Genomic DNA, 16,823 nt, shown 5'->3' on the forward strand with positions numbered 1-16,823 from the left:
TGCTGAAGCAAAACAAATCACGTAATCTAAGCATGGCCAACAAGCGCAGGCTCTGCTGTCTGAATGAACAATATTTGTTCGAATGTATGGGGTTGTTCAAAGTATAAACACTGATGCGTCAGCCCTGTGCAAGGCGTAAGCCTGCGCCTGGCGCGTCCCGCCGATGCCGCCGCCATGACGGTGATGCAGCGGGCGAGCTGGCTGGCGGCCTACGGGGAGGTGCTGGGGGCCGACATGCTGGCCCAGCTGGCGGTGACCGACCACCTGCAGATCTGGCGACACCGGCTCGCCGAGCCCGGCCCCGTTCCCATGCTGGTCTGTCAGGACGACGTGGTCATAGGCCTGCTCTACTGGCAGCCCTCTTTGGAGGAAGGCTTGATGACGGCGCGGATCCGGGCGCTCTACCTTCATCCCGATCACTGGCGTCAGGGTCATGGCAAACGGCTGTGGCAGGCGGTGGCGGTGCAGATGCGCCGGGCCGGTTGCGAGTGTGTCAGGCTCTGGCTGCTGGATGGCAATCACATCGGCGAGGGATTCTACCTGCGCCGCGGCTTCATGTTCGACGGTCAGGAGCGCACCCTGATGAGCCTCGGACACCCTTGCCAACAACGACAAATGTTCCGTTTGCTTTGAGCTGGCTCCCGTTTTTCGCCCCTGGTCACTTTATTTTTTTTGCGAATTAATACAATGTGCCCCATCTGGACAGACCGAGGTGGCCGGGTCCACCGCAAGGGAGTGTGGCATGTACTACGGATTTGATATTGGCGGCACCAAGATTGCCTTCGCGGTGTATGACGACGCCCTGACCCTCTGCCATGAAGAGCGGGTGAGCACGCCGGGCAACGACTACCCGGCGCTGCAGCAGCTTGTGCGCGAGCGGGTCGAGGCGGCGGATGCGCGCTTCGGGGTGAAAGGGGCCGTCGGCATCGGGTTTCCGGGGATCCTCAATCGCCTCGACGGGAGCATAGTGGCGGCCAACCTGCCCGCCATCCATGGCCGCCATCTGGGGGCGGATCTGGCCGAACTGCTGGGCCGACCGGTCAAGGTCGACAATGACGCCAACTGTTTCCTCTGGTCGGAAGTGCATCAGGGGGCCGCAGACGGTGCTGGCAGCGCCCTCGGCGTCACCATAGGTACCGGCATCGGCGGCGCCGTCTACCTGGCGGGCAAGCTCATCCAGGGGCGCAACTGGCTGGCGGGGGAGATAGGTCACTACCCGCTGCCCGCCACCATCCTGATGAAATACCCGGATTTGCCCCGTCCCCGCTGTGGCTGCGGGCGCCTGGTCTGTTTCGAAACCTATGCGTCGGGCACGGGCCTGGAGCGGCTATACCACCATGTTCATGGAGAACGGGTGAGCGGCCACCAGATCGTCGCCCGTGCCGATGCCCGTGAGGCGGCGGCCCTCTCGACCATCGACTGCTGGCTCGAGATCATCGCCGCTGGCCTCGCCACCGCCATCTCGGTGATTGATCCCGATGTGGTGGTGCTGGGGGGCGGCCTGAGCGCCCTGCCAGCCCTCTATGAGGAGTAGCCCAAACGTCTGCCCGGCCACCTGCTGCCCGGTGTCGCCCTGCCGGCGATCCGCGAGGCCCGCTTCGGTGGAGCCGGCGGTGTGCGCGGTGCAGCCCTGCTCAATCTGTGAGATCGGACAGAGGGTCTGATCTCCCCGAACAAGGAGTCATCATGACCCGTCTTGAAATCTGTATCGACAACCTCGAATCCCTGTTCACCGCCCAGGCGGCCGGCGCCGATCGCATCGAGCTCTGCTCTGCGCTGGGGCTGGGCGGTCTCACTCCCTCCTATGGTTTCATGCAGCAGGTGGCGCGCCACGCCACCGTCCCCGTCTACGCCATGATCCGTCCACGCGCCGGAGATTTTTGCTTCAACGACGGCGAGTTCGAGATGATGCTCTTGGATATCGCGGCCGCTCGTGCTGCGGGCCTGCAAGGGGTGGTGGTCGGTCTGCTGGATGAAGATGGACGGGTACCCGAAGGCAAGCTCCGGCAACTGGTCGAGGCGGCGGGGCCGCTCGGCGTCACCTTCCACCGGGCCATCGATCTCTCCTCCGACTGGCGGCTGGATCTCGAGACGATCGTCGCGGCAGCTTGCGAGCGCATTCTGAGCTCCGGCCATGCGCCGACCGCGCTGGCGGGGCTCGAAACCCTGCAGGCCATGCACCAGGCGCTGGCGGGTCGCGCCAGCCTGATGCCCGGGGCCGGGGTCAACGCCGACAACGTGCGCACCATCATCGAATTCACCGGCGTCAATGAAGTGCACATGTCCGGCATGGGCTGGCGCGGCGGCATGGTGCCCCATGGTGTGAACATGGGCACTTCGGACGATGGCCGGGTCAACATCACCGACGGCGCCAAGGTCGCAGCGGTGAGGGCACTGCTGGACAGGGCCTGATACAGACCGTGCGGCGCCATGGTGCCTCTATCTGTGACGTCAACATGGGCACCTCGGACGACGGCCGGGTCAACATCACCGACGGCGCCAAGGTCGCGGCGGTGCGGGCTCTGCTGGACAGGGCCTGATACAGACTGTGCGGCGCCATGGTGCCTCTCTCTGTGACGTCAACATGGGCACCTCGGACGATGGCCGGGTCAACATCACCGATGGGGCCAAGGTCGCGGCGGTGAGGGCGTTGCTGGACAGGGCCTGATACAGACTGTGCGGCGGCATGGTGCCCTGTTTTGCTCCCTTCTCCCCTTGCGGGAGAAGGGGCGGGGATGAGGGGGCCGATGTGAGGCGTCTCCCACCGGCGGGCAATTGAGGGGCGTCTTGGCAGCACGGTGCAAAAAAGTCTGTTATCATCCCGTCTCTTTTACCATCAGGACCCGGAGCAACCTCTCAATGTCCCAATACGACTCTATCGAACAGAAGGCCAGCTACGGCATCGGCCGCAACATGGGCGACCAACTGGCTCAGCAAGCCTTCGCCGGTCTGGATATCCCGGCCCTGCAACAAGGTCTGGCTGATGCCCTGAACGGTCTGGAGTTCGCGGTCAGCCGTGACGATATCAACGATGCCTTCCAGGTCATCACCGCCCGTATGCAGGAAGAGCAGGAAGCTGCCGCCAAGGCCGCTGCCGCCGAAGGCGAAGCCTTCCTGGCCGACAACGCCAAGCGCGCCGAAGTGAAGACCACCGACTCTGGTCTGCAATATGAAGTCATGGTCGAAGGCAATGGTGCCGTGCCGGTTGCCGGTCAGTCCGTGCGCGTGCACTACCACGGTACCTTCACCCACGGTGGTGTGTTCGACAGCTCCGTTGCGCGCGGCCAACCGGCCGAGTTCCCAGTGACCGGCGTGATCGCCGGTTGGGTGGAAGCGCTGCAGATGATGCCGGTTGGCTCCAAGTGGAAGCTCTACATTCCGCAGGATCTGGCCTACGGTGCCCGTGGCGCCGGCTCCATCCCGCCGTACTCCGCTCTGGTATTCGAAGTGGAGCTGCTGGACATCCTGTGATCCGGCTGGCGTGATGCAAACGGCGACCCTGAGGTCGCCGTTTGTTTTTGGACCGCCCAAACGGGCCATGTGCCTACGGCGGGGATTTGGATATAGTCAGAGCGTCGTCCATTCCGGCCATGTGAGGGAGACACGCCATGGCAGCCATCATCGAGGTCGTCGATCTCGTCAAGCACTTCCCCGGCGTCAAGGCGGTGGACGGGCTCAGTTTTGCCATTCCCGCCGGCAGCTGCTTCGGCCTGCTCGGCCCGAACGGGGCGGGCAAGACCACGACCATTGAGTTGCTGGAGGGGATCCTTACCCCGGACAGCGGCCGGATCCTGTTTCACGGCGCCCCGCGCGGCCCGGATTATCGCTCCCGCATCGGCATCCAGTTCCAGCACACGGCGCTGCAGGATTTCCTGACGGTGCGCGATACCCTGCGCCTGTTCGCCAGCCTCTACCCCAATCCCTTGCCACGGGAGCTGCTCATCGATCTGTGCGCCTTGGGCGAGTTCATCGACAGGGACAGTCGCAAGCTCTCGGGGGGCCAGCGTCAGCGCCTGCTGCTGGCTCTGGCCCTGCTCGGGGATCCCGAACTGCTGTTTCTGGATGAGCCCACCACAGGACTGGATCCCCAGGCGCGCCACCACTTCTGGCAGCGAATAGAGGCGATCAAGGCCCAGGGCAAGACGGTGGTGCTCACCACCCACTACATGGACGAAGCGCAGCAGCTGTGCGATCTGATTGCCATCGTCGATCACGGCCACCTGCTCAGTCTGGATACGCCGGCTGCCTTGCTGGCGCAACACTTCGACGGCGTGCTGGTGCGCCTTGGGGGGCACCCGGCCCTGGCTGGGCTCGGCTATCCCCTGCGTCCGGTCGGCGATCAGGTGGAGCTCTGTTGCCCCGACGTGGCGACCCTGTTGCCAGCCTTGCTGGATCTTGGTGTGCCGCTCACCGGCATGCAGGTGCGCTCCCCCAATCTGGAAGATCTCTTCCTGAACCTGACCGGCCACAGCCTGCGGAGCGGCGCATGAGAGGGATGACCGAGTTCTGTCTGACCGTGGCCTCCGGGCTGTGGTACGCCTTGCCGACATGCAATCCCGGGAGTGGACGATGAAGGGATCCCTCAAGCGCATCGGGGCGCTCTTCTATGCCCGCACCCTCGAGTTCGTGCGCGATCGCGCGGCCCTGGTGTGGAACCTGCTTTTCCCGCTCCTGCTGGTCATCGGCTTCTCCCTCATCTTCTCCGGCCCGCCCAAACCGCTGGTGCAGATCGGGGTGGTGGGGGCACTGCCCGCAACCTATGCCCCGCTGCGCGCCGTGCCGCTGCTCAAGATCATCCCCTATGACGAGGCGTCGAGAGGCCAGCTCAAGGTCCGTCACCATCAGCTGGACCTGCTGCTCTCACCCGCCGGGGGGCGTTACTGGATAAATCCGGACGCCCCTCAGGGGGCCATGGCCGAGTATCTGCTGCGCCAGGCGGTGCAGGGGCCCTTGCAAAGAGAGACCCTGAGCGGGCGCGCCATTCGCTACGGCGACTGGCTGCTGCCCGGGGTGATCGGCATGAACCTGATGTTCTCCGGCCTGTTCGGGGTCGGGTTTGTCATCGTGCGTTATCGCAAGAACGGGGTGCTGAAACGGCTGCGAGCCACGCCGCTCGGCGCGCTGGAGTTTCTCTTCGCCCAGTTGCTGTCACGGGTGCTGATCACCCTGGTGGTGAGCCTGCTGGTCTTCTGCGCGGCCTACTGGTTGCTGGATGTGCCCCTCATCGGGTCGGGGTGGCTGCTGCTGGTGATCGCCCTGGCGGGAGGAACGGCCATGGCCTCCCTTGGCCTGCTCATCGCCGCTCGCCTGCAGAACGAGGAGCTGGCGAGCGGTTTGCTCAATCTCATCAGCTTGCCCATGATGTTTTTATCCGGTGTCTGGTTCTCGCTAGAAGGCGCGCCCGCCTGGCTGCAGCAGCTTGCGGCCAGGCTGCCCCTCAGCCAGATCATCGAAGCAGCCCGCGCCGTGATGCTGGAAGGGGCGGGATGGCAGGAGGTGGCAGGCCCTCTGGGCCAGGTCATGGTGTTCGCCCTGGTGTGCATCTCGCTGGGAACCATGCTGTTCAAATGGAGTGCAAAATGAAACCTGTTCTGTGGTTGTTGCTGGTGGCGGCCTTGCCTGTGCAGGCAGGTACCCTGCGTTGCAAGAACGCCTTGCTGACCGAGGGAGACACCACGGCAGAGCTGCTGGTTCGCTGCGGCCAGCCGATGCTCAAGGAAGATCTCACCCGCTTCGAGGAGAACGGCTTCGGGGCGAGAGTGACGGTCAAGTATGCCGAGCGCTGGACCTACAACTTCGGCAAGCGGGAATTCATGCAGTTTGTCACCGTCGAAAACGGCGTCATCACCGACATTGTGGATGGCCCACGGGGAGGATGACCTCCTGGTTTTCTGAAGCCCAGCCTGCGGGAGATAAGGTCGCCACTTCCCCGCCTTTTACCTCTTTTTCTGTTGCTTTCCCCTGCCTGTTATCGCCATTTTTCCATATGGGGTCATGCTGCCTCACTCTGGTGCTTTTGGCATAAAACCGAATCTGATGAGTCAGTTGTCAGCAGAAATGGCTGCCCCAATGCGGTGCAGCCGATTTATTTTCGAAAAATAATCCTCATGCCAAGAAGGGTTTTAAGCAGCAGGCTATTTGGCAAATAAGGGTCTACTTTTGATTCTGAGAGTGCATATTCCCCCGTTTAGATATTTTGTTCTGTTGCACCATGGTTGGGCCGGATTGCACCGATTGACAGGTTTTTCTGCGGCTGGATAAGCTGCCAAAAAGCAGGGAAACGATGGCATCTCGCTAGATTTTGATGCCTGTTCGAATCAAACCACAGGGAAGAGTGACATGAAGCAGATACACAAGGCTGGTATGGTGATGGCGCTGTCGCTGATGGCAGCCAATGCGTGGGCGGACGGTACGCTGGATGCCGTCAAGAAGAAGGGATTCGTGCAGTGCGGGGTCGGTGACGGCCTGCCCGGGTTCTCCAACCCGGATGCCAAGGGAACCTGGACCGGGCTCGACGTGGACGTGTGCCGCGCCGTGGCCGCCGCGGTACTGGGGGACGCCAGCAAGGTCAAGTATGTCTCCCTCACCGCCAAGGAGCGCTTTACCGCCCTGCAGTCCGGGGAAGTGGATCTGCTCTCGCGCAACACCACCTGGACCCTGACCCGGGATGGGTCGCTGGGCCTCACGTTCGCCGGGGTGAACTACTACGACGGGCAGGGGTTCCTGGTCAAGCAGTCCCTCGGGGTCAAGAGCGCCAAGGAGCTTGACGGTGCCGCCGTCTGTATCCAGTCCGGTACCACCACCGAGCTCAACCTGGCCGACTATTTCCGCGCCAATGGCGGCATGAAGTACACCCCAGTGGTGTTCGATACCTCGGATCAGACCGTCAAGGGCTTCGAAGCCGGCCGCTGTGACGTGCTGACCTCGGATCAGTCCCAGCTCTATGCCCTCAAGATCAAGCTCACCAAGCCAGAGGAAGCCGTGGTGCTGCCGGAGGTCATCTCCAAGGAGCCGCTGGGCCCAGCCGTGCGTCAGGGTGACGATCAGTGGTTCAAGGTGGTGCGCTGGAGCCTCAACGCCATGCTCAATGCCGAGGAGGCCGGGGTCACCAGTGCCAACGTGGACGAGATGCTCAAGTCCACCAACCCTGACATCCGTCGCCTGCTGGGGCTGGAAGAGCCCAAAGGGACTGTGCTGGGGCTGGATGACAAATGGGCCTACAACATCGTCAAACAGGTCGGCAACTACGGTGAATCCTTCGATCGCAACGTCGGTGCCGGCTCCCCCCTCAAGATTGATCGCGGCATCAATGCCCTCTGGAACAAGGGCGGTCTGATGTACGCGCCACCCATCCGCTGAGTCGACAGTCACCGGGGGGCCTGGCCCCCCATGTTTTCCCTGGCTTTGTCGGAGTCATCCTCATGGCGTTACACGCATCAAACCATAGGAAAGAACAGGGCCGCTGGTGGTATGACGCCAAGGTGCGGGCGCTGCTCTTCCAGTGCCTGGCCATCGCGGCGGTTATCGGGTTTCTGTTCTACATCGTCAACAATGCCCTGACCAATCTGGCCACCCGTGGCATCACCACAGGCTTTGATTTTCTGGGCAACACGGCCGGTTTCGGCATCTTGCAGAGCCTCATCCCCTACGACGAGACCTACACCTTCGGTCGCACCTTTGTGGTGGGCCTGCTCAACACCCTGCTGGTCTCCGTGCTCGGCATTCTGTTTGCCACCCTGCTCGGGTTCGCACTCGGGGTCGCGCGCCTGTCGCGCAACTGGCTGGTGGCCAAGATAGCGGCCGTCTACATAGAGACGTTTCGCAACATCCCGCTGCTGCTGCAGATCTTCTTCTGGTACTTCTCGGTGCTGCGTACCCTGCCTTCCCCGCGTCAGAGCGTGGATATAGGCGGGCTCGCCTTCCTCAACGTGCGGGGTTTCTATCTGCCCAAGCCCCTGTTCGAAGAGGGATTCGGCTACGTGCTCTGTGCACTGGTGCTCGCGGTGCTGCTGAGCTGGGGGCTGGGCCGCTGGGCTCGCCGCCGTCAGGCCCTGACAGGCAGGATCTTCCCGTTCTGGCGCTGTGTGGCCGCCCTGGTCATGCTGCTCCCGGGCATCACCTTCCTGCTGGCGGGCAGCCCGCTCAGCTGGAGCGTGCCTGCGCTGCAGGGGTTCAACTTCCGGGGCGGGCTGACGGTGCTGCCGGAGCTCGCGGCCCTCTTGCTGGCGCTCACCATCTATACGGCGGCCTTCATCGCCGAGATAGTGCGATCCGGCATCCTGGCCATCAGCAAGGGGCAGACGGAGGCGGCTTCCGCCCTCGGGCTCTCGCCCACCAAGACGCTGCGGCTGGTGATCATTCCCCAGGCCATGCGGGTCATCATTCCTCCCTTGACCAGCCAGTATCTGAACCTCACCAAGAACTCCTCCCTGGCGACCGCCATCGGCTACCCGGATCTGGTCTCGGTGTTCATGGGGACGACTCTCAACCAGACAGGGCAGGCCATCGAGGTCATCGCCATGACCATGGGGGTCTATCTCGTCATCAGTATCACCACCTCGGTGCTGATGAACATCTACAACCGCAGAATGACGCTGGTTGAGCGCTAGGGAGCTGTCATGTTCGTGAATGAATTGCAGGAGGCGCTGCCGCCTCCCAACCACCGTCGGGGGCCGCTCGCCTGGATCAGGCAGAACCTTTTCCCCAACTGGTGGAACGGCCTGCTGACCCTGGTGCTGGCCTATCTGTTGCTGCCACTCATCTGGTCTGCACTGGACTGGGCGCTGTTCTCGGCCACCTGGCAGGGGAGCAGCCGCGAGGCCTGCGTCCAGGGCGGTGCCTGCTGGATCTTCATCGAGAGCCGGCTGGGGCAGTATCTCTATGGCTTCTACCCGGCTGATCAGTACTGGCGCATCAACCTGACCTTCGCCGGTCTGGCGGCGCTGCTGGCCCTGCTCATCTGGCCAAAGACCCCGCGCAAGGGGTGGCTGGCGCTCTTCACCCTGCTGGTGTTCCCTGTCATCGCCTTCTTCCTCATCCATGGGGGAGCGGGGCTGGAGGTGGTGGAAACGAACCGCTGGGGCGGGCTGATGCTCACCCTGGTGCTGGCGGTGGTGGGCATAGTCGTAGCACTGCCGTTCGGCATCCTGCTGGCACTGGGGCGCCGCTCCCACATGCCGGTCATCTCCAGCCTCTGTACCGTCTACATCGAGTTCTGGCGGGCGGTGCCGCTCATTACTGTGCTCTTCATGGCGTCCGTCATGCTGCCACTGTTCATGAGTACCGAGGTGGAGCTCGACAAGCTGCTGCGGGCGCTCATCGGCATCATCCTGTTCCAGGCGGCCTATGTGGCCGAGGTGGTGAGAGGGGGGCTGCAGGCGATCCCCAAGGGGCAATATGAGGCGGGGGATGCCCTCGGGCTCTCCTACTGGAAGGTGATGGGCCTCATCATCATGCCCCAGGCCCTCAAGATCACCATTCCTTCCCTGGTGAACACCTTTATTTCCCTGTTCAAGGACACCAGCCTGGTGCTGATCATCGGGCTGTTCGATCTGCTGGCCATCTCCAAGGTGGCCCTGGCGGATCCGGCCTGGCTGGGGTATTCCACCGAAGCTTATGTCTTTATCGCCATGATCTTCTGGATGTTCTGTTTTGGCATGTCCCGCTACTCCATCTATCTGGAGCGCAAACTCAACACGGGCCACAAGCATTAGGAGTCGTTCTGATATGAAAACGGACGCAGTTGTCGAACTGAAAGAGGTCAACAAGTGGTACGGTGAGTTTCACGTGCTGCGCAACATCAACCTGCAGGTGGGCAGAGGGGAGAAGATCGTCATCTGTGGACCATCGGGGTCGGGCAAGTCCACCATGATCCGCTGCATCAACCGGCTGGAAGAGCACCAGAGCGGAGACATCCTGGTCAAGGGCACGGCCCTGACCTCGGATCTCAAGAACATCGAGACGGTGCGCCGGGAGGTGGGCATGGTGTTCCAGCACTTCAACCTCTTCCCCCATCTGACCGTGCTGGAGAACTGTTGCCTGGCGCCCATCTGGGTCAAGCAGTTGCCGCGCAAGGAGGCCGAGGAGATCGCCATGAACTTCCTGCGCCGGGTGCGGATCCCCGAACAGGCGCTCAAGTATCCGGGGCAGCTCTCCGGTGGCCAGCAGCAGCGGGTCGCCATCGCCCGCAGTCTGTGCATGAATCCCCAGGTCATGCTGTTTGACGAGCCGACGTCTGCATTGGATCCCGAGATGGTGCGGGAGGTGCTGGATGTGATGGTGGAGCTGGCCCACGAGGGGATGACCATGCTCTGCGTCACCCACGAGATGGGGTTTGCCAAGCAGGTGGCGGACAGGGTGATCTTCATGGACCGGGGGCAAATCATCGAAGAGAACGTGCCGGATCAGTTCTTTGACAACCCCCAGTCCGATCGGACCAAGCTCTTCCTCTCCCAGATCCTGCAGCACTGAGGCAGGGCACAACCTTCAGAAAAACAGCCCGCACGCTCGAATGAGCGGCGGGCAAATGTGTACATGGAAGTCGACGACAGACAGAAAGGAGTATGTCAGCCCGGCAACAGGGTGGTGGTGCGCAGATCGCGCACGGCCAGGTTGATCTGCCGGGCCAGGCTCAGCGCCTGATGACAGCTCAACGGCTTCACATCGATGATCCCCCCTTGAAACTCAAACCGCCCCAGTGCTTCAACCATGAAACTTCCATGATGGAAGCTCTTGATATAGCGAGCAATTTGACGGGGAGACCACTGCTTGAACACCTTCATGGCAAGAGACCCTGTTGTTTGGACAGGGCACACTATGCCGACGGACCGTGACACTGATGTGACACTTGATAAAGATTTGTATGAATCTGTCTTGTGATCGACTGGCGTGCAGCCCCGGCGTTGAAAAAGTAGTGAGAGTCCGGGTCCGGGGCCCGATATACTGCGGCCATTGCAGACATGACAAAGGTGCCGCACGTGGAGTGGGTGGACATAGTAGACGAGCAGGACAGGGTGATCGGGGTGGCCGAGCGCGCCAGGGTGCGTCAGGAAAACCTGCGCCATCGTGCCAGCTACATCCTGGTGCTGGATGAGGCTGAGCGCATCCTGGTGCAGCGGCGCACCCCGAGCAAGGATTTTTGCCCCGGCATGCTGGATGCCTGCGCCGGTGGCGTGGTGACCACGGGGGAGGCCATGGCCCTTTCCGCCCGGCGAGAGCTGGCCGAGGAGCTGGGGATCCGCGACGTGCCCCTGCAGGATTACGGCACCTTCTATGCCGAAGGGGAGGCGAGCTGCAGCCGCTACCGGGTCTGGGGCGGCCTGTTCAGTTGTCACTATCAGGGGCCGCTGCAACTGCAGGCCGAAGAGGTGAGCGAGGTGCACTGGATGAGCCTGGGCGAGATAGCCGATCGGGCGGACGAGTTCACGCCTGACTCCCTGCTCGCCATCGCCACCTGGCAGGCAAGGCGCCTGCCATCAGGCCAGAAATAGGGGCGACAGGCGTTCGCTCCCCGATCGCTTGGTTGCTGCTCGATGGACCCCTTCGCCTTCTGGTGGAATGGGGTAGACTGGGCCTCTTTGAACCACAGAAGGATGCGTCATCATGATCACGGTCGGTCAATCCCTGCCCGCAGGGGAATTTACCTTTATCACCGCCGAGGGCAAGCAGGTGAAGGATACCCAGGCCCTGTTTGCCGACAAGCGGGTGGTGCTCTTTGCGGTGCCCGGCGCCTTCACCCCCACCTGCTCCAACGCTCACCTGCCGGGCTACGTGGTGCTGGCCGATCAGTTCAAGGCCAAGGGGGTGGAACTGTGCTGTCTGTCGGTCAACGACGCCTTCGTGATGAAGGCGTGGCAAGAGGCCCAGAACGCCTCTGCCATCACCATGATGGCGGACGGTGACGGCAGCTGGACCCGGGCACTGGGTCTGGCCAAGGAGACCGGCGCCTTCGGCGGCGTGCGGGCCCAGCGTTTTGCCCTCATCGCCAACGACGGTGTGGTGGAGCGGCTCTTCGTGGAGGCGCCAGGCAAGTTCGAGGTGTCGGATGCCCAGAGCCTGCTGGCGGCGCTGTGAAAGATTAATCGGCGTTTGATTACACCTTGAAATAGCAAGCGACCCCGTTACACTGAGGCCGCGTTTGGATGGAGCCAGGCAACTTGCCTGGCTCTCGTGTTTGCCGTGGATGAGATAGAACAATATGACCCTGGCTTTTGTTGCCCTGATTGCCGGACTGGCGTTGCTGGTCTGGAGTGCCGACAAGTTCGTGGACGGCGCCGCCGCCACCGCCCGTTACGCCGGTATGCCGCCGCTGCTGATCGGCATGGTGATCATCGGTTTTGGTACCTCGGCCCCCGAGATGGTGGTCTCCGCGCTGGCGGCCTCCCAGGGCAATCCCGGGCTCGCGCTCGGCAATGCCTATGGCTCCAACATCACCAATATTGCCCTGATCCTGGGTCTGACCGCCCTGATCAGCCCCATTGCCGTCGCCTCCCAGGTGGTGCGCAAGGAGATCCCCATCCTGCTCGGCATCACCCTGCTCTCCGGCGCCCTGCTCATCGATGGCAATCTGGGCCGGATGGATGCCGCCATTCTGGGGGCTGTGTTCGCAGTGCTGATGGGCTGGTCCATCTGGGCCGGCATGAACGGCAAGGGGGATGCGCTGGATACTGATACTGAGGAGGACATCGTCTCCGAGGGCATGTCTCTCAAGAGCGCCATCCTCTGGCTCATCGTCGGCCTGGTGCTGCTGATCGGGGCTTCCCGTCTGCTGGTGTGGGGGGCGGTGACCATCGCCCAGGGCTTTGGCATCAGCGATCTGGTGATTGGCCTGACCATAGTTGCGGTGGGGACCTCCCTGCCGGAGCTGGCATCGTCCCTCATCGCCATTCGCAAGAACGAGCACGATCTGGCCCTTGGCAACGTGCTGGGTTCCAACCTGTTCAACACCCTGGCCGTGGTGGGCATCGCCGCCGGCATCCACCCGCTCGAGGTGGCGCCCGAAGTGCTTTCCCGCGACTGGAGCATCATGATGGGGCTGACCCTGTTGCTGCTGGTGATGTGTCTGGGCCGCAAGGGGCAGGGGCGCATCAACCGGCTGGAGGGGGGCGTGCTGCTCGCCTGCTTCGTCGCCTACACCGGCTGGCTGCTGACGAGCCAGTTCATCTAGTCTGGTGATGAAATGAAAGAGGGGACGCCGCGGCGTCCCCTCTTTTTTGTGCGCGGGTCCTGGTCTCAGGCCACGGCAACCAGCTTCTGCTTCTGGGCGCTGTCCAGGATCAGGATGCTCGCCTTGGGGAAGAAGTTGAAGGTGGAGGCGGAGGCCCAGGTGTAGGCCCCCATCACCCGACCCACCACCAGCTCGCCGATCTCGAGATCCGGCAGCATGATGCTGTCGCGGATGACGTCCACGCTGTCGCAGGTGGGGCCGGAGAGCACCGCATTGTGCAGTTCGCCGTGGGCATAGGGCGTGCTCACCGGGTAGGTAACGTGGTCGTAGAGCTGGCCGTTGTAGCTGCCGTAGAGACCGTCATCCAGGTAGTACCAGATCTTGTCGCCGCGGTGGGCCTTGCCCATCACGCTGGAAACCGAGGTCATGGCCGGCGCGCTGATGAAGCGGCCCGGCTCGGCAATCTTCTGCACCGTGGCGGGCAGCTTGGCCAGGGCCTCGCGGATCGGGGCGCAGAAACCGTCGATGTCGAACTCGCCGCCGTCATAGTCCACCGGAAAGCCGCCGCCGATGTCCAGCACCCAGGGCTTGAGCCCTAGCTCCCAGGCCTGCTCCATGATCTCGCGGCAGGCGTCGATGGCCTGCACGTGGCGACGGGCATGGGGCACCTGGGAGCCGACGTGGAATGACAGCCCCATCACCTTGATCCCCTTGGCCTGGGCCAGTTGCAGCAACGGCAGTGCCTGCTCCGGGGTGCAGCCGAACTTCTTGGAAAGATCGACCTTGGTCTCGGGGTTCGGGAAGCTGACCCGCAGCAGCAGTTTCACCTCGTCCTTGTAGGGCAGGAATTTCTCCAGCTCCAGCGGGTTGTCATAGACAAACACGGTGCAGCCGAATTCCAGGGCATAACGGATGTCGCTGTCGCGCTTGATGGGATGGGTATGGATGCAGCGCCCCGGGCGAACCCCTTGGCTGCGCACCAGATCCACTTCGCCATTGGTGGCCAGATCGAAACAGGCCCCCTCTTCCTTCAAGACAGAGACCACCGCCTCGTGGGGCAGGGGCTTGAGTGCATAATGCAAGCGCACATCGGGCAGGGCGGCCGCCAGGGCCCGATACTGTTTGCGGACGGCTGCCTTGTCGAGCAGCAGCAGGGGGGAGCCGAATTGTTCAACCAACTGACGGTAATCTTGTGCGACCAGGGTCTCGTTCATTCTCTTTTGAAAATCCTTAGGGGGCGTGATATGCCCAAGCCATATGCGATTGAACCGGCGACGGCCGGCTCAGGCGAGCGGTCCGGAGGGACCAACCAGGCACATTGCATAACTCCCTTGCGAAGTGCTTAGTTATGCGCGGGATTATCGGCTTATTGAGTTTGTGTGCAAGCATTTTGATTGGATATGTTGGCAAGTTTTTCTGGTCGAGACGAAACAGGCTCTTGATACGGGGAGCGTTCAGGGCCGTGATGGGGATCGCCCCCGAAGGGAGCTTGATAAGCTGTTGATAGTTAACGAACTAATAACATCAGGCCTGGGTGTTGCGGCCATGTAAAAAGGGGGCGCCGGGGCCAGGGAGTGCGAGACAGCTCACAGTTTTTGGATTACCATGCCCGCTTCCTAATCCAAACTAGTTCGGATGAAGGTAGCAGGAGAGCGATGGGCAACCATCCACCGAAGAAGTGAATCTTTCAGGTACCGGGCAACCGGTGTGGACTGCTACTGGACGATACTCTGGAGAGACCCGTTAGATCGGGCGCCGAAGGAGCAAGGCACCACGATTGCATCGCAATCTGGCGCCGGAAACTCTCAGGCAAAAGGACAGAGGGGATGGGATGGTTGTACCTGAGCTTGGAACTGTTCACAATCTGTCACGAGAGGTCGTCAGCAAGGTAAAGCGCCGCGCAGGAACCGGGGTGTATGTGAGTACATGAGCCTCTCGGTCCCACATAAGCGAGCTGCGCATGAGCCTTGATCACGGCCTCGCAGTAAGAGTGTGAACACATTCTTGGCCTGCATCCGATCGCCTCTGGCCGATCGCGACACCTATGGGAAGATCATCCTTCTCCTCCTTAATCGTTGTTTTTTAAGGAGGATGCATGTCATCAATTCAATCGGCGCTCGCCGCCATCGATAGCTTTATCTGGGGTCCCCCCCTGCTGATCCTGCTGGTCGGGACCGGTATCTATCTCACCCTGCGTCTGGGTCTGCTTCAGATCGTGCGTTTGCCGCTGGCCCTCAAGCTGGTCTTTGGCCGCGATCAGGGTCAGGGCAAGCAGGGGGATGTCTCCAGCTTCGGCGCCCTGTGCACCGCCCTCTCCGCCACCATCGGCACCGGCAACATCGTCGGGGTCGCCACCGCCATCAAGCTGGGCGGCCCCGGCGCCCTGTTCTGGATGTGGATGGCCGCCCTGTTCGGCATGGCCACCAAGTATGCCGAGTGCCTGCTGGCGGTGAAATATCGCCAGCAGGACGCCAACGGCCAGATGGCGGGTGGCCCCATGTACTATCTGGAGAAGGGGCTCGGCTCCAGGCCGCTCGCCAAGCTGTTTGCCCTGTTCGGCATCGGCGTCGCCTTCTTCGGCATCGGTACCTTCCCCCAGGTCAATGCCATCAGTGATGCCATGAGCCTCTCCTTCTCGGTACCTCGTGAAGTGACCGCCGTGGTGCTGACCCTGATCGTGGCGCTGGTGACCCTGGGGGGTATTCAGTCCATCTCCAGTGTGTCGAGCAAGGTGGTGCCCTTCATGGCCATCTTTTACATCGTCGCCTGTGCCGGGGTGCTGGTGAACAATGCAGGCGCCCTGCCCGATGCGGTCATGCTGGTGATCGGGAGCGCCTTCACCGGCCATGCGGCCACCGGCGGCTTCGTCGGCGCCGGCATCATGCTGGCGATCCAGTCCGGGGTGGCGCGCGGGGTCTTCTCCAACGAGTCGGGCCTGGGCTCGGCCCCCATCGCGGCGGCGGCGGCCAAGACCGATTCCTGCGTGGAGCAGGGGCTGGTCTCCATGACCGGTACCTTCATCGACACCATCATCATCTGCACCATGACCGGCCTGACGCTGGTGGTGACCGGGGTGTGGAGCGGCGATGTGAGCGGTGCGGCCATGACCAGTCTGGCCTTTGCCCAGGGGCTCGATGCCCACGTCGGCCAGTATCTGGTGAGCATCGGCCTGTTGTTCTTCGCCTTTACCACCATCCTTGGCTGGAACTACTACGGCGAGCGCTGCACCGAGTACCTGTTCGGGGTGAAGGCGATCAAACCCTACCGCCTCATCTATCTGGTGCTGGTGGCGAGCGGTGCCTTCCTCCATCTGGACCTGATCTGGCTCTTGGCCGACATCGTCAACGGCCTGATGGCGGTGCCCAACCTCATCGGCCTCATCGGCCTGCGCCACGTGGTGATTGCCGAGACCCGCGCCTACTTCAGCCGGGACCGGGATACGGAGTCCGAGCCCGAGCCGCAGACGGCCTGATGAGAAGCGGGCCTGCGGGGAGCCCTGTCACCGGGCCCCTGTCCATGGCGTCAACCGGGATCCGGGCTGGGATGGCAAAACCCGGGGCTTGATCCCGGATCCTCTGACAATATCTGTGCGAAATACGCAAAAGCCACGACGCTCATCGTGGCTTTTTTGCATTTTACGCAATGAATGGCGGCGCTT

General features: G+C 62.4%; 17 protein-coding genes, 2 pseudogenes and 1 riboswitch. Of the genes and pseudogenes, 17 read left to right on the plus strand and 2 right to left on the minus strand.

Annotated elements, in window-relative coordinates; translation table 11 throughout:
- Positions 1-126 precede the first annotated feature (126 nt).
- The 13 genes and pseudogenes from HKD46_RS17280 to HKD46_RS17340 all read left to right on the plus strand — a co-directional run bounded on the left by HKD46_RS17280 (position 127) and on the right by HKD46_RS17340 (position 10,470).
- The gene (locus HKD46_RS17280) at positions 127-633 is read left to right on the plus strand and encodes a GNAT family N-acetyltransferase (RefSeq protein ID WP_052816140.1); all 507 of its coding nucleotides are present in this window, start codon (positions 127-129) and stop codon (positions 631-633) included.
- Between the two features lie 109 nt (positions 634-742).
- Positions 743-1,645 (plus strand): annotated as a pseudogene (locus HKD46_RS17285) (ROK family protein).
- 41 nt (positions 1,646-1,686) lie between these two features.
- On the plus strand, positions 1,687-2,412 hold the full coding sequence (locus HKD46_RS17290) for a copper homeostasis protein CutC (RefSeq protein WP_171865718.1): 726 nt from the start codon (positions 1,687-1,689) through the stop codon (positions 2,410-2,412).
- 8 nt (positions 2,413-2,420) lie between these two features.
- On the plus strand, positions 2,421-2,540 hold the full coding sequence (locus HKD46_RS17295) for a copper homeostasis protein CutC (RefSeq protein WP_080990051.1): 120 nt from the start codon (positions 2,421-2,423) through the stop codon (positions 2,538-2,540).
- A 38-nt stretch (positions 2,541-2,578) separates the two neighbouring features.
- Positions 2,579-2,668: pseudogene (locus HKD46_RS17300) on the plus strand (copper homeostasis protein CutC); the annotation flags it as partial.
- A gap of 191 nt (positions 2,669-2,859) precedes the next feature.
- On the plus strand, positions 2,860-3,471 hold the full coding sequence (locus HKD46_RS17305; RefSeq protein ID WP_010673478.1) for an FKBP-type peptidyl-prolyl cis-trans isomerase: 612 nt from the start codon (positions 2,860-2,862) through the stop codon (positions 3,469-3,471).
- 137 nt (positions 3,472-3,608) lie between these two features.
- Positions 3,609-4,490 (plus strand): ABC transporter ATP-binding protein, encoded by an 882-nt coding sequence (locus HKD46_RS17310; RefSeq protein WP_045523520.1) that lies wholly within the window; start codon positions 3,609-3,611, stop codon positions 4,488-4,490.
- Positions 4,491-4,569: 79 nt separating this feature from the next.
- Positions 4,570-5,583: an ABC transporter permease gene (locus HKD46_RS17315; protein ID WP_103857888.1), complete on the plus strand. Its 1,014-nt coding sequence runs from the start codon at positions 4,570-4,572 to the stop codon at positions 5,581-5,583.
- Positions 5,568-5,879 (plus strand): DUF2845 domain-containing protein, encoded by a 312-nt coding sequence (locus HKD46_RS17320; protein WP_161469726.1) that lies wholly within the window; start codon positions 5,568-5,570, stop codon positions 5,877-5,879. Before HKD46_RS17315 ends, HKD46_RS17320 begins: the two co-directional genes overlap by 16 nt.
- A 460-nt stretch (positions 5,880-6,339) precedes the next feature.
- Positions 6,340-7,359, plus strand: coding sequence for an amino acid ABC transporter substrate-binding protein (locus tag HKD46_RS17325; protein ID WP_010673482.1), 1,020 nt, complete (start codon positions 6,340-6,342; stop codon positions 7,357-7,359).
- A gap of 62 nt (positions 7,360-7,421) precedes the next feature.
- A complete protein-coding gene (locus HKD46_RS17330) occupies positions 7,422-8,609 on the plus strand; it encodes an amino acid ABC transporter permease (protein WP_223937699.1) in 1,188 nt (395 codons plus the stop codon).
- A gap of 9 nt (positions 8,610-8,618) precedes the next feature.
- The gene (locus HKD46_RS17335) at positions 8,619-9,713 is read left to right on the plus strand and encodes an amino acid ABC transporter permease (protein ID WP_010673484.1); all 1,095 of its coding nucleotides are present in this window, start codon (positions 8,619-8,621) and stop codon (positions 9,711-9,713) included.
- 13 nt (positions 9,714-9,726) lie between these two features.
- Positions 9,727-10,470 carry an amino acid ABC transporter ATP-binding protein gene (locus HKD46_RS17340; RefSeq protein ID WP_010673485.1) on the plus strand — a complete coding sequence of 248 codons (744 nt, stop codon included), beginning with the start codon at positions 9,727-9,729 and terminating at the stop codon, positions 10,468-10,470.
- Positions 10,471-10,565: 95 nt separating this feature from the next.
- Here HKD46_RS17340 and HKD46_RS17345 read toward each other — a convergent pair whose 3' ends face one another.
- Positions 10,566-10,781 carry a DUF1107 family protein gene (locus HKD46_RS17345; protein ID WP_171865719.1) on the minus strand — a complete coding sequence of 72 codons (216 nt, stop codon included), beginning with the start codon at positions 10,779-10,781 and terminating at the stop codon, positions 10,566-10,568.
- A gap of 177 nt (positions 10,782-10,958) precedes the next feature.
- Here HKD46_RS17345 and yfcD point away from each other — a divergent pair, with 177 nt between their 5' ends.
- The 3 genes from yfcD (at position 10,959) to HKD46_RS17360 (ending at position 13,165) form a co-directional block, all read left to right on the plus strand.
- Positions 10,959-11,489, plus strand: a complete 531-nt coding sequence (gene yfcD, locus HKD46_RS17350) for an NUDIX hydrolase YfcD (RefSeq protein ID WP_080990053.1) — start codon at positions 10,959-10,961, stop codon at positions 11,487-11,489.
- 112 nt (positions 11,490-11,601) lie between these two features.
- On the plus strand, positions 11,602-12,072 hold the full coding sequence (locus HKD46_RS17355) for a peroxiredoxin (RefSeq protein WP_052816154.1): 471 nt from the start codon (positions 11,602-11,604) through the stop codon (positions 12,070-12,072).
- A 124-nt stretch (positions 12,073-12,196) separates the two neighbouring features.
- Positions 12,197-13,165 (plus strand): calcium/sodium antiporter, encoded by a 969-nt coding sequence (locus tag HKD46_RS17360; protein ID WP_010673489.1) that lies wholly within the window; start codon positions 12,197-12,199, stop codon positions 13,163-13,165.
- A gap of 65 nt (positions 13,166-13,230) precedes the next feature.
- Here the strand turns inward: HKD46_RS17360 and HKD46_RS17365 are convergent, their stop codons facing one another.
- The gene (locus HKD46_RS17365; RefSeq protein WP_010673490.1) at positions 13,231-14,379 is read right to left on the minus strand and encodes a type III PLP-dependent enzyme; all 1,149 of its coding nucleotides are present in this window, start codon (positions 14,377-14,379) and stop codon (positions 13,231-13,233) included.
- A 506-nt stretch (positions 14,380-14,885) separates the two neighbouring features.
- A riboswitch (glycine riboswitch) is annotated at positions 14,886-14,996 on the plus strand.
- 264 nt (positions 14,997-15,260) lie between these two features.
- Between HKD46_RS17365 and HKD46_RS17370 the strand changes: the two genes are divergently transcribed.
- The gene (locus HKD46_RS17370) at positions 15,261-16,637 is read left to right on the plus strand and encodes a sodium:alanine symporter family protein (RefSeq protein WP_052816155.1); all 1,377 of its coding nucleotides are present in this window, start codon (positions 15,261-15,263) and stop codon (positions 16,635-16,637) included.
- The last annotated feature ends 186 nt before the right edge of the window (positions 16,638-16,823 follow it).

The organism is Aeromonas sp. TW 6, assembly GCF_013168745.1.
Classification (GTDB): Bacteria; Pseudomonadota; Gammaproteobacteria; order Enterobacterales; family Aeromonadaceae; genus Aeromonas; species Aeromonas caviae.

Coding starts and splice junctions, on each gene's coding strand:
- HKD46_RS17290 (WP_171865718.1), top strand. CDS start 1,687: ATGACCCGTCTTGAAATCTGTATCGACAACCTCGAATCCCTGTTCACC.
- HKD46_RS17305 (WP_010673478.1), top strand. CDS start 2,860: ATGTCCCAATACGACTCTATCGAACAGAAGGCCAGCTACGGCATCGGC.
- HKD46_RS17310 (WP_045523520.1), top strand. CDS start 3,609: ATGGCAGCCATCATCGAGGTCGTCGATCTCGTCAAGCACTTCCCCGGC.
- HKD46_RS17315 (WP_103857888.1), top strand. CDS start 4,570: ATGAAGGGATCCCTCAAGCGCATCGGGGCGCTCTTCTATGCCCGCACC.
- HKD46_RS17320 (WP_161469726.1), top strand. CDS start 5,568: ATGGAGTGCAAAATGAAACCTGTTCTGTGGTTGTTGCTGGTGGCGGCC.
- HKD46_RS17325 (WP_010673482.1), top strand. CDS start 6,340: ATGAAGCAGATACACAAGGCTGGTATGGTGATGGCGCTGTCGCTGATG.
- HKD46_RS17330 (WP_223937699.1), top strand. CDS start 7,422: ATGGCGTTACACGCATCAAACCATAGGAAAGAACAGGGCCGCTGGTGG.
- HKD46_RS17335 (WP_010673484.1), top strand. CDS start 8,619: ATGTTCGTGAATGAATTGCAGGAGGCGCTGCCGCCTCCCAACCACCGT.
- HKD46_RS17340 (WP_010673485.1), top strand. CDS start 9,727: ATGAAAACGGACGCAGTTGTCGAACTGAAAGAGGTCAACAAGTGGTAC.
- HKD46_RS17345 (WP_171865719.1), bottom strand. CDS start 10,781: ATGAAGGTGTTCAAGCAGTGGTCTCCCCGTCAAATTGCTCGCTATATC.
- yfcD (WP_080990053.1), top strand. CDS start 10,959: ATGACAAAGGTGCCGCACGTGGAGTGGGTGGACATAGTAGACGAGCAG.
- HKD46_RS17355 (WP_052816154.1), top strand. CDS start 11,602: ATGATCACGGTCGGTCAATCCCTGCCCGCAGGGGAATTTACCTTTATC.
- HKD46_RS17360 (WP_010673489.1), top strand. CDS start 12,197: ATGACCCTGGCTTTTGTTGCCCTGATTGCCGGACTGGCGTTGCTGGTC.
- HKD46_RS17365 (WP_010673490.1), bottom strand. CDS start 14,379: ATGAACGAGACCCTGGTCGCACAAGATTACCGTCAGTTGGTTGAACAA.
- HKD46_RS17370 (WP_052816155.1), top strand. CDS start 15,261: ATGTCATCAATTCAATCGGCGCTCGCCGCCATCGATAGCTTTATCTGG.